This window comes from Prevotella heparinolytica (assembly GCF_004342845.1).
Taxonomy (GTDB): domain Bacteria; phylum Bacteroidota; class Bacteroidia; order Bacteroidales; family Bacteroidaceae; genus Bacteroides; species Bacteroides heparinolyticus.
In genome coordinates, this window is record NZ_SLXB01000018.1 from 65585 (window position 1) to 87921 (window position 22337).

General features: G+C 49.2%; 16 protein-coding genes and 1 pseudogene. 1 reads left to right on the plus strand and 16 read right to left on the minus strand.

All coding sequences use genetic code 11. The features are described 5' to 3' along the window. The first annotated feature begins 42 nt into the window (after nt 1–42). Nucleotides 43–618, plus strand: a complete 576-nt coding sequence (locus tag EV202_RS09855; protein WP_131752687.1) for an HdeD family acid-resistance protein — start codon at nt 43–45, stop codon at nt 616–618. A gap of 140 nt (nt 619–758) precedes the next feature. Here EV202_RS09855 and carB read toward each other — a convergent pair whose 3' ends face one another. The 16 genes and pseudogenes from carB to EV202_RS09935 form a co-directional block, all read right to left on the minus strand. Next, nucleotides 759–4034 (minus strand): carbamoyl-phosphate synthase (glutamine-hydrolyzing) large subunit, encoded by a 3276-nt coding sequence (carB, locus tag EV202_RS09860; RefSeq protein WP_106068507.1) that lies wholly within the window; start codon nt 4032–4034, stop codon nt 759–761. 52 nt (nt 4035–4086) lie between these two features. Then, nucleotides 4087–5166: a glutamine-hydrolyzing carbamoyl-phosphate synthase small subunit gene (carA, locus tag EV202_RS09865; RefSeq protein WP_106070427.1), complete on the minus strand. Its 1080-nt coding sequence runs from the start codon at nt 5164–5166 to the stop codon at nt 4087–4089. A 104-nt stretch (nt 5167–5270) separates the two neighbouring features. Beyond that, nucleotides 5271–7160 carry an amidophosphoribosyltransferase gene (locus tag EV202_RS09870; protein ID WP_131926954.1) on the minus strand — a complete coding sequence of 630 codons (1890 nt, stop codon included), beginning with the start codon at nt 7158–7160 and terminating at the stop codon, nt 5271–5273. 530 nt (nt 7161–7690) lie between these two features. Beyond that, nucleotides 7691–8158, minus strand: a complete 468-nt coding sequence (locus EV202_RS09875; protein WP_131926955.1) for an alanyl-tRNA editing protein — start codon at nt 8156–8158, stop codon at nt 7691–7693. A gap of 112 nt (nt 8159–8270) precedes the next feature. Beyond that, nucleotides 8271–9377, minus strand: a complete 1107-nt coding sequence (locus EV202_RS09880) for an AMP-binding protein (protein ID WP_131926956.1) — start codon at nt 9375–9377, stop codon at nt 8271–8273. Between the two features lie 22 nt (nt 9378–9399). Continuing rightward, nucleotides 9400–10425 carry an o-succinylbenzoate synthase gene (locus EV202_RS09885; protein ID WP_131926957.1) on the minus strand — a complete coding sequence of 342 codons (1026 nt, stop codon included), beginning with the start codon at nt 10423–10425 and terminating at the stop codon, nt 9400–9402. A 108-nt stretch (nt 10426–10533) separates the two neighbouring features. Further along, complete coding sequence (gene menB, locus EV202_RS09890) at nt 10534–11358, minus strand: 1,4-dihydroxy-2-naphthoyl-CoA synthase (protein WP_131926958.1); 825 nt, start codon at nt 11356–11358, stop codon at nt 10534–10536. Between the two features lie 5 nt (nt 11359–11363). Next, complete coding sequence (menD, locus tag EV202_RS09895) at nt 11364–13025, minus strand: 2-succinyl-5-enolpyruvyl-6-hydroxy-3-cyclohexene-1-carboxylic-acid synthase (RefSeq protein WP_131926959.1); 1662 nt, start codon at nt 13023–13025, stop codon at nt 11364–11366. A gap of 19 nt (nt 13026–13044) precedes the next feature. Next, nucleotides 13045–14145, minus strand: coding sequence for an isochorismate synthase (locus EV202_RS09900; protein WP_131926960.1), 1101 nt, complete (start codon nt 14143–14145; stop codon nt 13045–13047). Then, a pseudogene (locus tag EV202_RS09905) lies at nt 14142–14561 on the minus strand (PaaI family thioesterase); the annotation flags it as partial. The gene EV202_RS09900 and the pseudogene EV202_RS09905, both read right to left, overlap by 4 nt. A 130-nt stretch (nt 14562–14691) precedes the next feature. Next, on the minus strand, nt 14692–16374 hold the full coding sequence (locus EV202_RS09910) for a long-chain fatty acid--CoA ligase (RefSeq protein ID WP_131926961.1): 1683 nt from the start codon (nt 16372–16374) through the stop codon (nt 14692–14694). A 103-nt stretch (nt 16375–16477) separates the two neighbouring features. Then, entirely contained in the window at nt 16478–17941 is a 1464-nt protein-coding gene (locus tag EV202_RS09915) for a potassium/proton antiporter (protein WP_131926962.1), read from the minus strand. A 94-nt stretch (nt 17942–18035) separates the two neighbouring features. Continuing rightward, nucleotides 18036–19397 carry an ATP-binding protein gene (locus EV202_RS09920; RefSeq protein ID WP_131926963.1) on the minus strand — a complete coding sequence of 454 codons (1362 nt, stop codon included), beginning with the start codon at nt 19395–19397 and terminating at the stop codon, nt 18036–18038. A 25-nt stretch (nt 19398–19422) separates the two neighbouring features. Then, nucleotides 19423–20790 carry a sigma-54-dependent transcriptional regulator gene (locus EV202_RS09925; protein ID WP_131926967.1) on the minus strand — a complete coding sequence of 456 codons (1368 nt, stop codon included), beginning with the start codon at nt 20788–20790 and terminating at the stop codon, nt 19423–19425. A 769-nt stretch (nt 20791–21559) separates the two neighbouring features. After that, a complete protein-coding gene (locus EV202_RS09930) occupies nt 21560–21757 on the minus strand; it encodes a hypothetical protein (RefSeq protein ID WP_106068518.1) in 198 nt (65 codons plus the stop codon). 18 nt (nt 21758–21775) lie between these two features. Further along, nucleotides 21776–21994, minus strand: a complete 219-nt coding sequence (locus EV202_RS09935) for a hypothetical protein (protein ID WP_106068519.1) — start codon at nt 21992–21994, stop codon at nt 21776–21778. Nucleotides 21995–22337: the final 343 nt, after the last annotated feature.

Consider the following 22337-nt stretch of genomic DNA (forward strand, 5'->3'; position numbering starts at 1 on the left):
GTTATTCGGATAAAATGTATCTTCGCAAAAAAACAGAGGCTCATGAGAGGATTAAGTTATTCTTTTTTGCGTGCTATATGCGCGTTGGTGATAGGCCTGATATTGGTGATGTTTCCCGATAAGGCCGGCGATTATCTTGTGATTACGATAGGTGTTGTTTTTTTGGTGCCTTCGCTAATCAGTATCATAGGTTATTTTGTGCAGCCTGCCGAGGCGCGTCTTCGTTTTCCGATTGAGGGAGTGGGCAGCCTGTTGTTTGGTGCATGGCTCATCATCATGCCCGATTTCTTTGCAGATCTGCTGACCTTTGTGCTGGGATTCATCCTCGTGATGGGCGGGGTGCAGCAAATAGCCTCGCTTTCTGCCGCCCGTCGCTGGATGCCGGTGCCGGGAGGGTTCTATGTGGTGCCCGTATTGATTTTGCTTGCCGGACTGATTGCGCTGTTCAATCCCACGGGAGTGCGTTCCACGGCATTTGTCATCATTGGTATCGGCTGTTTGGTGTATGCCGCCTCGGAACTCCTGAACTGGTTCAAATTCATGCGCCGCCGTCCCAAAGAACCGGAGAGTCCTGTAAAGAAACTGGCCGATATCGAGGACGCCGAGATTATCGACTGATTTCCCCGATTCACACTTCTAAGTGCGTAAGCCTGCGCTTGTACAACCGAACGTTTACACTTGTACAAGCGCAGGACGATACTTGTACAAGTGTAAAACGCTGATTGCCTTTGAATTATAAATATCTTTTCCCGATAGCCTTACTTATACTCTTCCCATGACTTGATGGCAATGTCGTCTACGCTCATCGTGCAGAAGGCATTGATAAACGCACTTGCCAGACGAGCATTCGTTATCAGCGGAATGTTGAGGTCGATGGCTGCGCGACGTATCTTATAGCCATTGCTCAACTCGCCTGCCGTGAGGTTTTTCGGGATGTTCACCACCATGTCTATATCCTTGTTGCGGAGCATGTCAAGAGCTTGCGGCTGTTGGTTTTCTTCGCTGGGCCAATAGACGCGTGTGTTCTCCACGCCGTTTTCCGTAAGGAAGTTGCTGCTGCCGCCCGTAGCGAATAGTTTGTAGCCCTTCTGCTGCAAGAGGCGGGCGGCGGAAAGCATTTCCACCTTCTGTTTCGGCGTACCGGTGGAGAGAAGGATGTTCTTCTGCGGAATGCGATAGCCCACGGAGAGCATGGCTTTCAGGATGGCACAGGAAGTGTCGCTGCCTATGCAACCCACTTCGCCGGTAGAAGCCATGTCCACACCCAGCACCGGATCTGCTTTTTGCAGGCGGTTGAAGGAGAATTGGCTGGCTTTGATTCCCACATAATCCAAATCGAACAGATTTTTGTCGGGCTTCTCTACGGGAATGCCGAGCATTACCTTCGTGGCCAGTTCGATAAAGTTTATTTTCAGCACCTTGCTGACGAACGGGAACGAACGCGATGCACGCAGGTTGCACTCGATTACCTTGATGTCGTTCTCACGTGCCAGATATTGGATGTTGAACGGCCCGGAGATATTCAGTTCACGGGCTATCTCGCGGCTGATGCGCTTGATGCGGCGTACCGTTTCCACATACAGCTTTTGCGGCGGGAACTGGATAGTGGCATCGCCCGAATGTACTCCGGCAAACTCGATATGCTCACTGATGGCATACGCAATGATTTCGCCGTTTCGTGCCACGGCATCCATTTCCACTTCCTTGGCGTGTTCGATGAATTGGCTCACCACCACCGGATGTTTCTTCGACACATTGGCAGCCAGTTGCAGGAAACGTTCCAGCTCTTCCTTGTTGGAACAGACGTTCATTGCTGCTCCGCTAAGCACGTACGAGGGGCGCACAAGCACCGGAAAACCCACTTTGGCGACGAAAGCGTTGATATCCTCCATCGAGGTCAGCGCACTCCATTCGGGCTGATCCACACCGATGCGGTCCAACATGGCAGAGAACTTGTCGCGGTCTTCGGCATTGTCGATGCTTTTGGCGCTTGTGCCGAGGATAGGTACTCGTTGTTCGTCGAGGCGTATGGCAAGGTTATTCGGTATTTGTCCGCCGGTAGAGACTATCACACCGTGCGGATTCTCCAGTTCGATGATATCCATTACCCGTTCAAAGGTCAGCTCGTCAAAGTAAAGACGGTCGCACATGTCATAGTCCGTGGAGACGGTTTCGGGGTTATAGTTAATCATCACACTGCGGTAGCCCTCCTTGCGGATGGTGTTCAGCGCTTGTACGCCGCACCAGTCGAACTCTACCGAGGAGCCGATGCGGTAAGCGCCGGAACCGAGAACGACGATGGACTTGCGGTCGCCCAGATAGTGGACATCGTTGGCCGTGCCGTTGTACGTCAGATACAAGTAATTGGTTTGCGCAGGATATTCGGCGGCAAGGGTGTCTATTTGCTTCACAACGGGTAAAAGGCCTGTATTCTTGCGGAAAGCGCGCACGGCAAGACTGCCTTTTTCACTTTCCATATACTGCTCCAAGCCAAGAGCGCGGGATATCTGGAAATCAGAGAAGCCTTGTATTTTCGCTTTGCGCAGAAGTTCCCGTCCCGATGCGTCGCTCTCGACGGAGCGAAGGCTTTTGTCGGACGAAAAAGCTTGGGCATGCTTATTTCCAAGTTGCTGCAACTCCTTCGAAGTGTTCATGATATTCATTAACTTCTCCAGAAACCATTTATCTATTTTGGTCAGTTCGTGCACTTGGTCTACGGTATATCCGGCACGGAAAGCCTTCGAGATGACGAAGATGCGCTTGTCGGTCGGTTCGCGCAATGCCTTGTCGATGTCGGGGATGACAAGTTCTTTGTTTTCCACGAACCCGTGCATGCCTTGACCTATCATTCTCAGGCCTTTCTGAATGGCTTCCTCGAAAGTGCGTCCGATGGCCATTACCTCACCTACCGACTTCATGGAAGAACCAAGCTCCTTGTCCACACCGTGGAATTTGCCCAAATCCCACCGTGGAATCTTGCACACCACATAATCCAGAGCCGGTTCGAAGAATGCGCTGGTGGTTTTGGTGACGGAGTTCTTCAGGTCGAACAAACCATAACCCAAACCAAGTTTCGCAGCCACAAATGCAAGCGGATAACCGGTTGCTTTAGAGGCCAATGCAGACGAACGGCTCAAGCGTGCGTTTACCTCGATTACGCGATAATCCTCGCTATTGGGGTCGTAGGCATACTGCACGTTACACTCTCCTACAATGCCGATGTGGCGGATGATGCGGATAGCCAGTTCGCGCAGCTTATGATAATCCGTGTTGCTCAGTGTTTGCGAAGGAGCAATAACGATCGACTCGCCCGTATGGATGCCCAACGGGTCGAAGTTCTCCATGTTGCACACCGTGATGCAGTTGTCGAAGCGGTCGCGCACCACTTCATACTCCACTTCTTTCCAGCCTCTCAACGATTTTTCCACCAGCACTTGCGGAGAGAAGGCAAAAGCTTTTTCAACCAATACATTCAGTTCTTCTTCATTGTCGCAGAAGCCGGAGCCTAAACCGCCCAGCGCATAGGCCGCACGTATGATTACCGGATAGCCCAGTTCGGCAGCGGCCCGGCGGGCATCGGCCGCATTCTCCACAGCTTCGCTCTTGATGGTCTTTACGTCGATCTCGTTCAGCTTGCGCACAAAAATTTCGCGGTCTTCGGTGTCGATGATGGCCTGTACGGGGGTACCCAGCACCTTTACGCCGTATTTCTCGAAAATACCTTCTTTGTAGAGAGACACTCCGCAGTTCAAGGCCGTTTGTCCGCCAAAAGCAAGCATGATGCCGTCAGGACGCTCTTTCTGAATGACCTTTTCTACAAAATAGGGCGTCACGGGCAGGAAATAAATTTGGTCGGCAACTCCCTCGGAGGTTTGCACCGTAGCGATATTGGGGTTGATGAGGACGGTATGGATGCCTTCTTCCTTCAGCGCTTTCAGTGCCTGCGAACCGGAGTAGTCGAATTCTCCCGCTTCACCGATTTTCAATGCGCCGGAGCCGAGCAGCAGCACTTTCTTTATGTTGTTTTCTTTCATTGGGTCTTTGGGGTTAATGGTTACGATGATGAATCTTTGCCGGATATCGGTCTTATAGCAGTTTCACGAACTCGTCGAACAGAAATTCCGTGTCTGTGGGGCCGCTGGCCGCTTCCGGATGAAACTGTGCCGAGAACCAAGGGTTGCGCTTGTGTCTGATACCCTCGTTGGAGCCGTCGTTCATATTGATGAAGAGCGGTTCCCAATCGTCGCCCAGCGTATGGCTGTCGACTGCATAACCGTGATTCTGAGAAGTGATGAAGCAACGTTCCGTACCCACCATGCGCACCGGTTGGTTATGGCTGCGGTGTCCGTACTTCAATTTGTAAATCCGGGCTCCTCCGGCTTTTGAAAGCAACTGGTTGCCCATGCAGATGCCGAAGATAGGCAACTTTTCATTCTGCATGGCCTTACGGATGTTTTGTACGGCGGCATCGCAGGTGTCCGGGTCGCCCGGCCCGTTGGATATGAACAGGCCGTCAAATTCCAGTCCGTTGTAATCGTAGTTCCACGGCACACGAATCACTTCTACGTCACGCTTCAACAGGCAGCGGATGATATTGGCCTTTACGCCGCAATCCACGAGAACAACCCTCTTCTTGCCTGCTCCTTGATTATATCGGATTATCTCTTTGCAACTCACCTTGTCCACATAGTTCACACCGGCATAGGCGGCTTCGGGCACGTTGTCCGGTTCGTTGTCGAAAATAATCCGACCCATCATTACGCCATGTTCGCGCAGCACTTTGGTCAGTTCGCGGGTGTCGATGCCCGTAATGCCCGGCACTTGTTCGCGCTTCAGCCAGTCGGCAAGGCTCTCGGTGGCATTCCAGTGGCTGTAGTTTTCGGAATAGTCGCTTACGATGATGGCTTCGGCGTGGATGCGTTCGCTCTCCATGAAAGTGGGCAGGCCGTCAGGCTCGATGGTGAACGGCGGTACGCCATAGTTGCCCACCAACGGATAGGTGAGCGTCATCAGTTGTCCGGCATACGAAGGGTCGGTCAGACTTTCGGGATAGCCCGACATGGCTGTGTTGAAGACCACTTCTCCCGCCACCGGCTTTTCATAACCGAACGACTTGCCGCGAAAGCATGTTCCATCGTCGAGAAGAAGCGAAACGCCTCCGGTCATTCCGCTCTTGCTTGTGCTCACTTGCTCAAAGAGAGGGGAGGAAGGAGCTTCTTTTGAGATATTCTTTTCGTTGCTCATGTATAAAATAGTATTCTTCTTATGATTCAGTTATTCTTTTCTTCTTTCTCCTCGATATACTCCACAAAAGCCTTGTTCAGTTGCTTCACCCCGCCCGGCGTGGGATAGTCGCCACTGAAATACCAGTCGCCCGGATGGTTGGGACAGGCTTCGTGCAATCCTTCGAGGGGCTGGTAGACAATCTGTACCTCGGCTTTCGTTCCTTTCGGAGTGAGCAGCTCTACCATCTTGGCAGAGATTTCTTCGTCGCTGAAAGGAGCGTAAATCTCTTTTACATAGTTCACCATCTCCTCCTTGGGCAGGTTCGTCTGTTTTTTCGACTTGCGGTATGCGGAAGCAATCACATCCTCCATGTTCCGCTCTTTCAGCAGTTCAATGGCTGCCTTGAAAGCGATGAATTCGCTCATTTTGGTCATATCGATGCCGTAATAGTCGGGATAGCGCACCTGCGGGGAAGAGCTCACAATCACTATCTTTTTCGGATGGAGGCGGTCGAGAATGCCGATGATGCTTTGCTTCAGGGTTGTGCCGCGCACGATGCTGTCGTCGATGATGACGAGGTTGTCGACGTTTGGAACCAAACTGCCATAGGTGATGTCGTACACATGGGCGGCGAGGTCGTTGCGGCTGTTGCCTTCGGCAATGAAAGTGCGCAGCTTGATATCCTTGATGGCGACTTTCTCACTGCGGATTCGGCGAGACAGGATGTGTTCCAGTTCTTCCAAGCCGGGATTGTGGCCGAGGGCGGCAATCTGCTGCACTTTTTCTTCATTGAGATATTTGTCCAATCCCTGCAACATGCCATAGAAAGCTACTTCCGCCGTGTTGGGGATGAAGGAGAATACCGTATGGTCTATGTCGTTGTCCACGGCTTTCAGGATGTTGGGAACGAGCTTCTCGCCCAGCAGTTTGCGTTCTTTATAAATATCGACATCACTGCCTCGGCTGAAGTAGATACGCTCGAAAGAACAGGGGCGCATTTCGCGCGGCTTGTTGATTTGCACCGTGCGGATTGTGCCGGCCTTGTTGATGAGCAAGGCTTGTCCGGGTTGCAACTCCTTGATGGATTCGACGGAAACATTGAGTGCGGTTTGTATCACCGGGCGTTCGCTGGCAAGTACGGCTATCTCCTCATCCTGATACCAGAATGCGGGACGGATGCCCCAAGGGTCGCGCACGGCAAATGTTTCTCCGCTTCCGGTCAGTCCGCACATGACGTATCCTCCGTCCCATTCCTTGCTCGAAGTGCGCAACACATTGGCAAGGTCTATATGATTCTCAATATAGTGGGTCACGTCCATACCCGTCAGCCCTTCGGCTTCGGCAAGATTGAAAAGGCGTTCCACTTCGCGGTCGAGCCGATGTCCCACTTGCTCCAGCATGATGTAAGTGTCGGCATACTTGCGCGGATGTTGCCCGATGGCTGTGATGCGTGCAAAAATCTCGTCGACGTTCGTCAGGTTGAAGTTGCCGCATAAGGCCAGATTTTTGGCACGCCAATTGTTCCTTCTGAGGAACGGATGCACGTACGAGATGCCCGACTTGCCGGTAGTGGAATAGCGTAAGTGCCCCATATAAACCTCTCCGGCAAAAGGCAGTATACGCTTGGCATATTCCGCATCGTGCAGCTGTTCCTTTGTCAAGTCTTTGAAATTGTTCTGCACCGTACCGAATATTTCGGTGATGGCACTCGAACCGAGAGCACGCTCACGAAACATGTATTCCTCGCCCGGATTGGCTTCCAGCTTGACGCAGGCCAGCCCTGCGCCTTCTTGCCCTCGGTTGTGCTGCTTTTCCATCAGAAGATAGAGCTTGTTCAGTCCGTACATCCATGTACCGTACTTCTTTTCATAATATTCCAACGGTTTCAGCAGGCGTATCATGGCAACGCCGCATTCGTGCTTCAGTTGTTCCATTTGTTTATCTACTATTTTTTCTATTTACTATATGATTCCATTGTAGCCGAAGTTGCAAGATTACTTGGTTGCTCCACGTCCATGTCTCTGCCGAAAGCAATGCGGCAGGTGGCAAAAGTCTGTTATGCTGCAAAGATATAAAAACATGTTGACACAAAGAGGTTTTTCTCCTTATTTGTTTGCTAAAAATGTGGGAAGAAGTTCTCTTCAAGACAAAATGTTGATAAAAGAATGTTTTTGACAACAAAATGTTCTTTTTGAGGGCATACTCTTTGTGCTTCTTATCTCGTTGAGGCTTTACCAAGTCTGCCTCCACACTTTAGGAGGCTTACACCCACACCTAAGCTCTTCTCCGCCCGCACTTCACCGCCTGTAAGCCCACACTTTACACTCGCTCTGCCCGCACTTGAGAGGAGATATGCCCGCACTTCAAGAAAGGCAATCCCACACCTTGACGAAGGCCGACCGCAGGGATGAAAATGAAAATATCCAACAGGCCTTCAGGCTGCTTTCTGATGGCGCAATGCCGTTTATACTAATTTGAAACGCATTCGCCAACGTTTGGCTTCTTCGTCCCAATCGTGGCTGATGATTTTAAAAGTACCGATTTCTGATGTATTTGCCACATGCACACCTATGCAAAGGCATTCGTCGTAATCACCCACCTTTACAACGCGTACTGTTTCCGAGGCATCGTCGGGCAACCGTTGCATGTCGAAACGTCCTTCTGCTTCTTCTTGTGCAATAAATTCCGTCGTCACAGGCAAATGTCGGGCTATTACCTCGTTAACTGCCTTTTCCAGCTTCTTTACTTCTTCTTCGGTGGGGCAGGAGGCAAGGTGATAATCCAGTTTGCTTTTTCTTCGTTCTATATGTGCCGATACGGAACGTCCGCAACCGAATTGTCTTATCATGGTTTGATTGATGATATGTTCGGTTGTGTGCATGGGGGCGATTGATGCATCCTGAAATTTGGGGGCGGCTTGGTTCATTTCCATAATAGACAAGTTTTTATTATTTTTAGACATCACATGGTCACTTTAATCAATCCTTTAATCCTTTGTTCTTATGTCTGTAATCCGGATAATGCGCCTCATTTCCACATAGGTATTATTTATTTTCCGTCACCTTGAACAATTGTAGTGCCAAAGCGCGACATTCGGTTCGGTTCGTTTTCCCATTTTCGGTTTGCGGAATGGAGGTTGTTGCAAAGATGTGTTTAGGACGGTAATAAGGTTCGAGTATGGCCGGCAATTTATTCTTTATATCTTGTACGTCCGTCCGGCCGGCAATCAATAAAACCAAAGCTTGTCCTAAACGCCGGTCGGGAATTGAAGTAACTGCAAATGGAGCGGAAATTATGGGGCGAAGCTTCTTTTCTATTTCCTCTGCCTGAATCTTGATTCCGCCGCTATTAATCACATTGTCTTTCCGTCCCAGAATGCTGAAACTTCCGTCGGGATAGATATGGGCAATATCATTGGTTTGCAAGATGTCATCACAAATCAAGGGAGCTTCAATCACCAATGTGCCTTCGGTGGAGAGAGAGAGTTTCACCGATGGGAAAGGATGGTAATGTTCGGAAGCGGTATCTCCGTTCAGGCGGCGCAGGGCAATGTGTGATAATGTTTCAGTCATGCCATAAGTGGAATAGACTGCGGTAGGGAGCAATTTGAGTTCTGCTTCCAACGCCTCGTCGACTGCACCGCCTCCTATAATCAAAATATCGGTCTTTTCCAATCGTGCTTTTTCTTCGGCAACCTGAAGCGTATTGTAGACTTGCATGGGAACCATGGCGGCAAACCTCAAAGAACCTTTTACGTCTGTGGCCAACGGGTGTCCGGAAGCCGGGCGCACAATCAGATTCAAGCCGGCCACCAACGAGCGCACCACCACCATCATGGCTCCTATGTAGCGGAGGTTCATGCACAGCAATGCCGTGTCGCCGTGTTGCAGGTTCAGGCATTCGCAAGTCAGGCGTGCGCTTTGCATCATCCGGTCTTTGCGCACGGTCAATTCTTTGGGAATACCCGTAGAGCCGGAGGTGTGAACGGCGATGACGGGAGAATCGTTGAACCATTCACTCAGGAAAAGAAATAAGTCCCATATAGCGGGAGGGTACTTCTCAGCCCCTTCTGCCACACACTTGCTTATGTCTTCAGGAGTATATGCTTTTCCTTCGAGCAGTAGATGCTGTTTGTTCCGGTCGTATATCATCGAATTGTTTTAAAGTTTCCCGTTATTTGCAGAACCACAGACTATCTTTTTTTATCTCAAGAGGCATCTCCACATTATCGGTGAAAAGTAATCCCGTTCCTAATCCCTGCGGTAGTGGATTATCGTGAGTCGCGCACCATTGGGCAATGGCATTCAGTCCGATATTAGATTCTAAAGCCGACGTAATCCACCAACCGATTTGTTGTCTTCCGGCCTCCTCAATCCATTCGTTTCCACCGCTCATTCCACCATGAAGGGAAGGTTTGAGAATGATGTATTGAGGTTGAATGGCAGCAAGAAGTTTCCGTTTTTCTTCCGGGGTGTTGCAGCCAATCAACTCTTCATCCAGTGCTATCGGCAAAGGAGATTCGGAAGTCAGGCGGGCCATCTCTTCCCATTGTCCTGCCCGGATAGGCTGTTCGATGGAATGTAAATCCAACTCCGAAAGGCGTTTCAATTTCTCCATGGCATCGGCAGGAGAGAAAGCCCCATTGGCATCTACACGCAGCTCCATTTCTTTGGATGAGAAATGAGTGCGGATATGGCGAAGCAAAGCCAGCTCTTCTTCAAAGTTTATAGCGCCTATTTTCAGTTTGATACATCGGAAGCCCGCCTTCATTTTTGCTTCTATCCGGACGAGCATCTCATTATAATCTCCCATCCAGATAAGCCCGTTAATCGGTATTCCAGCTTCTCCACGGGAGAAAGCGGTGTCCCACAAAGCCCAATCGTCTGTATGATAGTGGCGGATGGCCGTCTCCAATCCGAAAAGAATGGATGGATAATTGCGCAAAGCATCAACATCAAGGATGCCGCCTTGTGCTTCCACTTGGCGGCAGGCGGCTTGCAGCACATCCTCGTAGTTCGGCACATCGTCGTAACTGAGTTGGGGCAGAGGGGCGCATTCTCCCATTCCCACCCGGCCCGGAAACTCCGGAGAGGTGAAATGAAGATACCAGACTTTCCGGGTAGAATAGATACCTCGCGAAGTCCCGGCCGGTTCTTTGAAATGAAGCAACCGGGGGATTATTTTAATCCTGCAATCCATGACTTGTAAATGATGAAACAGAACAACAGCCTTGAAAAGAAACACCTGAATACTGTCGGACAAAATATCGACAGCCTCTAAGCAACTGAAACAAATTCAGAACAGCCTCTAAGGAAACTTCGGATACTGCTTGAAGTCCGGTTTACGTTTCTCCAGAAAGGCATTCTTGCCTTCTTGCGCCTCGTCTGTCAGATAATAGAGCAGTGTAGCGTCTCCTGCCAGCTCCTGAATGCCGGCCTGTCCATCCAGTTCGGCGTTCAGTCCGGCCTTAATCATACGCAGGGCCAAGGGACTGAGTTGCATCATTTCTTCCGCCCATTGCACATACTCATCCTCCAATTGTTCCGGTGCCACTACTTTGTTCACCAGTCCCATCTTCAATGCCTCCTGTGCATTGTATTTGCGGCAAAGGAACCAGATTTCGCGTGCTTTCTTCTGGCCTACCACGCGTGCCAGATAAGATGCGCCGAATCCGGCATCGAAACTACCTACCCGAGGTCCGGTCTGACCGAAAATGGCATTGGTGGAAGCAATAGACAAGTCGCATACCACATGGAGTACGTGTCCTCCACCGATGGCATAACCGTTTACGGCAGCAATCACCGGTTTCGGGATGCTGCGAATCTGCTTTTGCACATCCAGTACGCTCAAGCGGGGCACACCGTCTTTGCCGATATAACCGCCACGCCCTTTCACATTCTGGTCGCCACCCGAACAGAAAGCCTTATCTCCGGCTCCGGTGATGACAATCACGTCGATGTCCGCTTCTTCACGGCAAATGCGCAAGGCATCGCTCATTTCGGCGGTAGTGGTCGGGGTAAAGGCATTCCGATACCGTTCGCGGTTAATTGTGATGCGGGCAATCCCGTTATAGTAATCGAACAGGATATCCTCATATTCTCTGATGGTTGTCCATTCTCTTTTTGTTGACATAGTTTTTATTTTAATTGGTGATAATAATCCTTCAATATTCGCACATCTTCGTCCTTGTCGGTAAATACTTCCAGCAAGATGGGCTGCTCCACAGATTCCGGCTGTGCAAGGGTCTTCACCGCTTCCGGTAGCTGTGCTTCGTTGTCCACACGCAGATAAAGAAAACCGCGCTCTTCCGCCCAACCTTTGGCAGATGTTTTATGAACGCCCGTAATATACCCATGTGAGGTGTCCGACAGTTCCAATCCCGGCAATGTCCGGAAAATCTCCCCTCCGCCGTTATTCAGCAATAGGATGCGCAGGTTTGGACGGACATTGACATTCCACAATGCATTCATGTCATAGAAAAAGCTCAAGTCTCCGATGGCCACGAAGTTCAGTTTGTCCGAAGCCGCCGCATAGCCCACAGCCGTGGAAAGCGAACCGTCTATGCCGCTTGTACCACGGTTGCAACAAACCTCAATCGTGGAAGGAATGGAATAGAGTTGGGCATAACGAATCACCGAACTGTTTGCCAAATGCAATGAGCAAGATTCCGGCAAAGCCTTTATCAATGCACCGACAGCCGCCATTTCCGAATAGGCAAATACCGGTTCGGGAATCATTTTGCAATAATTCTCCCATACACGGGGATACTCGGGAGTCAGATTGTCCAGCAGCCCGGCTATCTTTTCCAAGAATTCAAACGGATCCATTTCAATCACGGTAGTTAATGAGCCGTAGAGGTCGACAACCTCACCGTCGGGCGATATGTGCCAATGCTCCTTGGGCGGATTCCGGCGGAGAAACTGTTTCAACCGTTTGGAAACGATGTGCCCGCCATAGGTAATCAGCAATTCAGGCGCCATTTGGCCTGCCTTTTCTTCAGGCATGGCATGGAGTGCCGTGTCGAAGTTCTTTACCGGAATCCCCGGCGTTGTCCGGTTGCCGATATGCTCCGTAAGCCAGACAAAATGCTTGTATAGTAACTTGGTATATCTCTTTTCAAACAGATAAATCAGGTTCATTTGCCCCACGATGACCATCCGTTTCCTATACTTGTTCATCCGGTCAATCAGGTCGTTATAATCGCGGTCGTAGATGTTCAAGCCGTGATAACGGGTGATGACGCGTACCTCAGGCAGGGCATCGGTCGTGAACCGGAACAGCGGTTCGGATATCGGGATGTTGATATGCACGGGGCCTTTCCCATGATGGTTCGTCTCCAACAACGCCTCATTTATCAGGCGGTTGCAGTACCATTCATCCTCGTCCGTATGAATCTCCGGAAGGTTGACCGATTTCTTGACCAATGTCCGGAACGCCTCCGGTTGCGGAACGGTCTGTCCGTCCATCTGTCCGATCCGGGCCGCCGGGCGGTCGGCGGAGATAACCACTAAGGGAACATGCTGATAAAAGGCTTCGGCCACAGCCGGATGAAGATTCAACAATGCGGTTCCCGAAGTACAGCAAACAGCAACGGGATTGCCTCCATTTAAGGCAAGGCCGATGGCAAAATAACCCGCGCTGCGCTCATCCGTCATTGCATAGCAGGTGAAATGCGGATGATTGGACAACGTATGCACGATGGGAGCATTGCGACTGCCCGGACACAGCACAACCTTTGTTATTCCGTGCGCTTTGAGCAACGCCGCCAGTTGAAGTATGTTCTTCTTGTCTGTGTACATGATGATAATGATTAGTCGTTTATGAATTAAGAGGCATTGCCGTGAGCCGTTTTATGGTTTGCATCTTCTTTTCCGTCTCCATCCATTCGTCGTTCAACTCCGAAGAAGCCAGCAGTCCGCCGCCTGCATACAGGGTCAGTTGCTTGTCCTCGATATGCATGCAGCGTAGATTCACGTATAGATCGGTCTTGCCGTCAGGATCCAGCCAACCGATGAAACCAGAATAATAGCGCCGGTCATACCCTTCGTTTTCCAAAATGAACCGGTAGGCCTCTTCTTTCGGCAATCCGCATACGGCAGGGGTAGGGTGCAACACTTTCAGCAGGTTGCCCAACTCCTTGTTGTCTTTTAAAGAAAATCCGAAATCCGTTTTCAGGTGCGACAAAGCGCCGGCATAGGCCGGATAAGGACCGTTTTCCGTAGACCGGATATCCAATGAACGGAGCTGCTGACGAATGTAAGAGGTGACATACTCCTGCTCCTTCTTGTTTTTTTCGTCCCATGTCTGTGGCAGTTTGCCATTTCGCAAAGGTTGCGTTCCGGCCAGGGCAACCGTGCTCCATTGGTCGCTCTTGCCCGATAAAATAATCTCAGGGGTGCTTCCCAACCACATACCGGTCTGCGGAGTATAGCACAAGTAGATATACGAATGGATATATTGTCTGCATGCAGCCTGAAAGGCCGATGAAGGAGAGAATTCCGGCGTCCTGTCGATGGTGAAGCGCCTTGAAAGCACTAACTTGTCAAACGTTCTATTGCACAAAGCATGGATGAAGGACTGAAAGCAGGTGGTATATTCTTCTGTGGGCGAAGACTGAAACCTTTCTTGCATTTGCAGCGCCCTATCTTTGTCTTCTCTCGTTTTTTCGTCAGGTAACGGCTCTTGCCGGCCGGGTTGGATCAACACAACCGGACATGTCTCACTGACCCGGAACGGAGCGATGACAAACCCTTTCTCTCCATTCAGGTCTTTCAAATCGTATATCAGACGCACTGTGCCTCTCTCCAGCGTCAACAGACGGGGAACCTTCTCTTCCGGGAGGCGGAAAACAGCGAACGGCTCTTCACGCTCAATAAGTGCATCAATCGTTTTCAATTTACTTGTATCTTTGTCTGTCATCTCTTTTTCATAACACTGTTCACCACCCGTACGGAAGATACCAACTTGCCGGTTGAGGTAAAGACGTCCACATTCCATACGTGAGACGAACGTCCCTTATGCATGATCGTTCCTACGGCACGTACCGTGTCTCCTTCTTGTGCAGATGAGATATGATTTCCACTGACCTGCATCCCTACGGCAACCTCATCAGGCTGGCAAAGGATTGTGGAACCCAGACCGGCGATCGTCTCGGCTAACGCAAGGGTAGCGCCCCCATGAAGCATCCCGAATGGCTGACGTGTGCGGTGGTCTACGGGCATTGTGGCCTCTATGCGGGTTTCATCGGCATAGGTATATTGAATGCCCAGATTGCCCATTAATGCGTGGCTTGCCTGCTCGTTCCATTGTTCAAGTGAGATTTCGGTGGTACGTACCGCTGGTTTATGCTTCATGACTGCCTTATTTTGATTTAGATTACAAAGGTAGAAAATTGAGCGGAGGAGCAAAAGCCTATGTAGATAAAAATCTTTCCCTCTCCATGCGTACCGAGGGAAGATATTCCTGTTACTGTTGTTGGACCGGTTTCGCCGCTTCCTGATACATGAAGCGCTTGATGCTTTTCTTGGCTGTCTTTTCAAACTCCTCAAAGTGTATCTTGACTTTGGCAATCTGGCTGTAAGCCGGTAATTGGAGGTTCAGTTCCTTGCGGTTGTCCTCCATCACTTTTTCAATGTCCTCCTGTTTCATGTTGTGGGCAAATGCGTCGTCAAAGTCCGGATAGATAAGCGCCACCAGTTTCTCTTTCTGAAGCACGATGAGCGATTCGGAGACATAGGGCATGTTGTTCAGCTTGCTTTCAATCTCTTCGGGGTAGATATTCTGCCCGCTGGAGGTGAGGAGCATGTTTTTACTGCGGCCTCGCACGGTGATGTATCCTTCGGCATCCATTGTTGCAAGGTCGCCTGTGTGCAACCAGCCGTTGCTGTCGATGATTTGGGAAGTTGCTTCGTCGTTTTTGTAGTAACCCAGCATCAGGTTGGTGCCTTTGCAAATAATTTCACCGGCAATGTTTTCAGGGTCAGGGGAGTCTATCCTGACTTCCATGCGGCTGGCGGCTTTTCCGCACGAGGCAAGCTTCAGCGTTTCCCAGCGGCTTGAACTGATGATGGGGCCGCATTCCGTCATGCCGTATGCAACGGTGTAGGGGAATTCTATTTGTTTTAGGAAGCGTTCTACATCGGCATTGAATGGAGCGCCGCCTACAATGATCTCGTCAAAATTACCTCCGAATATTTCCATAGCCTCTTTACGGGCGGCTGCTTTTATTTTATCATTGATGATGGGCACACGCAACAGTAGTTTGCCTATCTTGTTGTCCACACGCGGCAGAATGTTCTTTTTGATAATTTTTTCTACGATGAGCGGCACACACGATATGACACGTGGTTTGATTTCCGAAAACGACTGGGCTATGATCTTGGGTGACGGCATGCGCGTAAGAAAAAACAGATGCGCGCCGGCCGAGAAACCGTATAGAAAGTCGTACACCATACCGAACACATGTCCTAAAGGTAACATGGACACGATGCGATCGCCGGGGCGTACCGGAAGCATTTCATGGCAATAGGCCAGATTGGACCAAAGGCTGCGGCAAGGAAGCATCACTCCTTTGGAATATCCCGTAGTGCCCGAAGTGTAGTTGATTACAGCCAATTCTTCGGGTGATTGCTCTTTGCGGTAGTTCACATGTTCGGGTCTGAAATTCCTGGGATAGTATGTGCCGTATATGGCGTTTCGGTGTTCAAAAGCATCCAGTAACTGTTTATTGCGGCAGACCACGAGATTGAAATCCGTCAATAATGCGATGCCGATAAGCAGGGGCATTGCATCTTCATTGAGATTCTCCCATACCTGATCGCCGACAAACAGTAATTTGGCTTCGGAGTGGTTGACGATATTATGAATGTTGTCGGCTTTGAATTCGTGCAAGATGGGAACAATGATGGCCCCGTAGGTAACTGTGGCCAGAAAAGTCACCGCCCAATGTGCGCTATTACGCCCGCAAACGGCGATCTTGTCTCCCGGCCGTATGCCGGCACTTTCCAGTACGATATGAAATTTTGCTATTTTTCTTGCTACGTCTTTGTATTGCAGCGTGATTCCTTTATAGTCTGTCAGGGCATTATTATCCCAGTTTTTAATGATACTTTGTTCTATATAATCAACGAACCCGTATTCTTGTTTCATTCGTAATCTGCACACTTTAGTTAAAACTGCGCAAAGATAGAACTTATAGTAATGCCACGCAAGCTCTATAAGCTTTTTTTAGTGGGCATTTTAGCCGGATAAATCAAATGAGAGCCTCTCTCTCCGCATTTTCCGAAATCAGCAGCAGCTTGTCGCCGAGGTGCAGTTTCAGGGTGCCGTTAGGGATGAGGTACTCATTATCGCGTTTTACAATCATCACCAATGTTCCTTTAGGCAAATTCATGTCTTTCAGCGTGTCGGCTTTGTCAAGAATTTCTTGTGTAATCGTCATGTCGTGCAAGCTGGAGCCTATCTCCTCTGGCAATTCTATTCCGAACTCATTTCCGGTTTTTTCCAATGGAGTAGAGAGTCCCAATATGCGGGCCGCGCGGGAAACTGTGGTGCCTTGAATGACCAAAGAAACTATTGTTATGAAGAATACGATGTTAAAGATGATATCTGCGCCGGGCACTTCGGCCACCACGGGGTAGGTGGCAAAGATGATGGGAACCGCACCGCGCAGTCCTACCCACGAAACAAACAGGTGTGATTTGAAAGTTATCTTCCTGCCGAAAGGCAGCAGACACAAGAAAACGCTCAACGGGCGTCCGATAAAAATCATGAATATGCCGATGAGCAATGCAACGGCAGCAACCTCCAACATCTCATGGGGATTGACAAGCAAACCGAGGCAAAGGAACATGATGATTTGTACAAGCCATGTCAACCCATCCATTACCGTATAGATTTCTTTCCGGTACATGATTTTGTTGTTACCTACCATCATTCCGGCTATGTAAACAGCCAAATAGCCGTTTCCTTTCAACAGGTCGGTAATGGAGAATATAAAGAATACGAAAGAAAGCAACAAGATAGGATAGAGTGCCTGATTGTCGATGTTCAGCCGGTTCAGCATTAAGATGGCCAGTTTTCCGAGGAAGTAGCCGGTGGCAGCACCGACAATGAATTGTATGGCAAACGAGCCTAAAACCTGGGAAACACCGATTTCGGAGGAGGTGGTAAGCTGAATCAGGACAATGGTAAGCATATAAGCCATCGGGTCGTTGCTGCCGCTTTCCAACTCCAGCATCGGACGCAGATTATGTTTCAGATTCATCTTCTGCGAACGCAGAATGGCAAATACGGAAGCCGAATCGGTGGATGACATCGTGGATGCGAGCAAAAGAGAGGTGATAAGCGGAAATTGAATGTTGCTCCAGTCCATGCCCGACAGCCACCAGATGAAAAGTCCGGTGAATAAGGCCGTAAGCAATACTCCCACGGTGGACAAGGCGATGCCGGAAGTGAGTATCGGTTTTATATCGGAGAATTTAGTATCCATGCCGCCGGAAAACAGGATGATGCTGAGAGCAACCATGCCTATGAATTGTGCTTCTTCGACATTGTGAAATTGCAAACCTAATCCGTCACTGCCAAACAGCATGCCCACAATGAGAAAAAGCAATAATGCGGGAACGCCGAAACGATAGCCGGTTTTGCCGACGATGATGCTGACAAAAAGTAAAATAGAGCCTACAAGTAGAATGTTTCCTGCTGTGAACAACATAATTGAGCTATTACATGGTTTAAAGTTATGATAAATTCAATACATAAAACAAAGGAACGTGCAATGTGCCAAACACATATCTTCTGAAAATGGTTCAGTTGAACTTTAGCACAAAAGTGGTCTCTTTGCCGGGCAGCAATGACAGGTTGCCTCCCGATAGCCGCATGATTTGCCGGGAAATGCTCAAGCCTATGCCGTTTCCTCCCTCTTTGGTCGTGAAAAACGGAATGAAAACATGTTCGGCAATGGCTTCGGGAATGGTAGGGCCATTGTTGGATATTTCTATCAGTATCTCCTCCGCCTCGTTACAGTAGGCACGGATATCGATGCGTCCCTCTTTGTCGGTATCGGTGTCCGACCCGATGGCTTGTATGGCGTTTTTCAGCAAGTTGATGACCACTTGCGATATAAGATTTTCGTCGGCATACAGAATGAGGTCGTCCGGCGCAATGTGCGTACGAAAACTCACCCGGGCGTCAGGGTGCTGGTGGCGGGAAAGCCCAACCATGCGCTCGATGAAGCTCTTGAGGTAGAACAAAGAAGGTTCGGGAGTAGGAATGCGCGTGAGTTTCCGGTATGACTCCACGAAGGACAACAGCCCTTTTCCCGTACTGCTGATGGTTTGCAGTCCGTTCCTGATTTCTTCGTGCGAGGCTTGCTCTTCGGCCAGTTCCAGCAGGGTGTCGCTCAATGAGGTTATCGGGGTGACGGCATTCATTATTTCGTGCGTCAACACACGGGTGAGTCTGCTCCATGAGTCTATTTCCTTTTCGTCCAGCTCGTTGTTGATGTCGTTGAGGGCAAGGATGCGCAGGTGTTCGTTGCGCACGGTGATATCGCTGACGCGGATGGATATGTTCACAGTGCCCCGTTCATTAGTAAAAGCCACCTGTAATTTTTCTCCCGGACGGCTGTTCGTCAGGATGGAGCACAGTCGCGGGTCTATGCGGTTCAGTTGGCTGATATGGGTAAATATGCTGAGACCCAACAAGCGCAGGGCTTCATTGTTCTTTTGGTATACGGCGCCATTGTCGTTTAAAACCAGAATACCGGTATTTACACAGTCAAGAATCAGCTCGTAGTATTTTTCCTGTTGAACAGTTTCGCTTTTTACGTTATAGAGCATGCGTGCCACCCGGTTCAAGGCGTGGTTTATGAGCTGCGTGTCTGCCAATGCCTCTTTTTCGGAGAAATGAATGGCATTATCGTTGTTTTCGATGGCATCAAGCATGAAAAGCACTTTCTGCACATGACGACGATATAGCTTACGTTGCCAATAGATGGCTACGGGAAGAAGCGCGCTGAACAGCACAGCCCACAACAAGGCGGTGTGCAATCCTTTCGGAGGCGGAGCGTCAATGAAGACAAACGCCCACATTATGCCTGCAAGGAGCGCCGTTGATATGCTGACGGCAACGCGGAACGAATAATATTGTCTTGGATCTCTATATTTCATACATGCGTGGCAAATCATTTCTAACTCAAAGTCCGTGCTTTTTCATTTTGTTGTAAAGCGTCTGGCGTGTAATGCCCAGTTGCGTTGCCACGGCCGAGAGGTTTCCGTTGCATTTGTCGAGGGTCTTTCGTATCATCTGCATTTCCATTTCTTCGAGAGTGGACGCTGCGGCATCCGGTTTCTCGACCCGTCGGGTCAATTGGAACAGTTCGGCCGGAAGATACGCATTGTCGCAGATGATAACGGCTTTCTCGATGACGTGTTCCAACTCGCGGATGTTGCCATACCAAGGGTGGAGCTTCAGCTTTTCGCAAGCGCTGTCCGTCAGTTCGACGGGTGGCTTGTCATATTGCTTGCAAAAACGGAGGATAAAGCGCTCGGCAAGCGGAATGATGTCTTCGGGACGTTCGCGCAACGACGGTATTTCGAGGTGTATCGTATTGATGCGGTATAGCAAATCTTCACGAAACTCTCCTTTTGCCACCATGTCGGGCAGATTGCGGTTGGTGGCGCATATAAGGCGGATATCTATGGGAATGGGGGTGTTGCTGCCCACTCGGACGATGCTGCGGCGCTGGATGGCAGTAAGCAGTTTGGCTTGCAGATGGTAGGGCAGGTTGCCTATCTCATCGAGGAAAAGAGTACTATGCCCGGCTGCCTCGAACTTGCCGGGGCGGTCGGCATGCGCATCGGTGAAAGAACCTTTCACGTGGCCGAACAATTCACTTTCAAAAAGGCTTTCGGTGATTGCACCCATGTCCACGCTTACCATCTCTTGCCGGTTGCGTGCGGAAAGAGAATGTATTTCGCGGGCCAGCATTTCCTTGCCCGTGCCGTTTTCGCCCGTGATTAGGATGTTGGCGTCGGTAGAAGCCACTTTTTCCACCAAAAGGCGCAGATGCCGCATGGCGCTGCTGTTGCCCCAATACATGCTGCGGTCGTCTGCCGGCGGAAATCCGTTGCTTTCCTTCGTGCGTTTCCCGTTTGATGAAGAGGAAGATTTCTGTTCCGCAGCAGAGGCGGCTTTTAACAAGGTCTCTATCAGCTTCCGGTTGTCCCAAGGTTTCACGATGAAGTCGGCCGCACCTTCCTTGATGCCTCTCACGGCAAGATCGATGTCGGCATAGGCCGTGAAGAGAACCACCGGCAGGGAAGGGTACTGCTTTTTTATCTCGTGCAGCCAGTACAGACCTTCATTGCCGCTATTGATGCCCGAAGCAAAGTTCATGTCGAGCAGCACGACCTGCCACTTCTTTTCGCGCAGCGCGCCCGGCAGGGTGACGGGCGAAGCAAGAGCGGTAATCTCTTCGAAACAGGGTTTCAGCAAAAGTTGCAAGGCGGCAAGCACGCCCCGGTTGTCATCGACAATCAGGATATTTCCGTTTTTCTTCATCATACGTGTATAATCTCTTCTGTTCATGGCTTCGTTTTTACCGGCAAATTATGCGTTTATCCTACGTCTGTCACCTTGTCATAAGGCGATGCCATTTACTCGCACAAAGGTAGTGAATTGTTTTCATTTCCCGGTGGTTCGGATTGCTCTTTTTCGGTGGCCCGACAATGGTGCTCCGGTTTGCCAGACTTCGTGCCCGCTAATGGAAACGGGGCACGGAGTTGAACGATGCCTTAACCCTCTAAATTTATGCAAACTCTTCATCGCTTCTCTGTTTCATTGTATCTCCTATTGAGTATGAGTGATTTACACTTGTACAAGCGTTGCCTCTCAGTTGTACAAGCGTCGACCTTCACTTGTACAAGTGTTGCCTTCTGCTTGTACAAGCGGAAAATGGATGCAAACGAACAATCCCCAAACGACTCCGGCGGATGAACCGGACGATTTGTCAAAAAAAACACCATGCAATTTGCCAGGCAATTTACATGATGGTATATTAATATATATTGATAATATTTAATAATATCCTCCGGAGGGTCCTTCGGAGAATTTAAAGATATATTTTAAAGGTACTGATATACATATCTACACTGGAAAATCTTAGAAAGGCTGGAGTCGGGAAATCCCCGAACCAACCATGATATGCTTTGTTTGTATAATAGAAGTTATTATATTTGCGCTGTTTTACAGAAAGGAATGACATTATGGCATAAATTTAACCCTGACAAAGCGGCAACTCTGTCAGGGCTTGCTCTACAAAGAAACATTATTATTTCTTCTTTTCACGCTGAGACAAAGCACTACCTGCAAGGCTTTTTGTTCTGGTACTTGAACGTCCATCTTGCAAGGCTTTTGATGCTTGACTGGCAACTTTAGCTGAAGTGACTTTTTTCGCCATAATATCCTCCTTTCTGTCTTTAGTGGCAACATGTTTCAAGTTGCCGTTATACACTTGAATACATCCCATTCCCAATAGGTTTGGGATTTATTCACTAAAATCAAATGTCACATTTCCCGGATTAGCAGATGCAATATTTCTACAGTCTAATCCAGTAAGTTTTCCTGCTTTTTTAATGGTGAGTTTGCACTTAGTGCCAACTCCACTTGAAGCAATGTTTTTTAAATCCAACGCAGTGAACTTATCCGCATTAACAACAAGGTTTCCGCCAGCAGAAGCAATGTTTCTTAAATCTAAAGATGTCATAATTGCTCTTTTGGTTTACTATAAAGAAAAATATCTCTTATCTTCAGGTTAAAGGGGAAGAAGTCTATAAAAGCCTGTCTACATATCCTCACGGACTTGTTGGCGTAGTAGATGAGCCAAATTTGAAACAAAAGTTCAGAAACTTCCGTTATTTATATATCAACAAAAACCGTGCCATATTTTGACTTGTATTCCATTTTCTTTCAATCACGTTACATATTCAGTATCAATCATTAAAATTACTGAATCACTACTGTCCCGTAAAAGTGGATAAATAGTTCTTTGAAATTATTGAAATATAGTCAATTACACGTTTTTTGAAATGAAACGGACTTGATTTTGC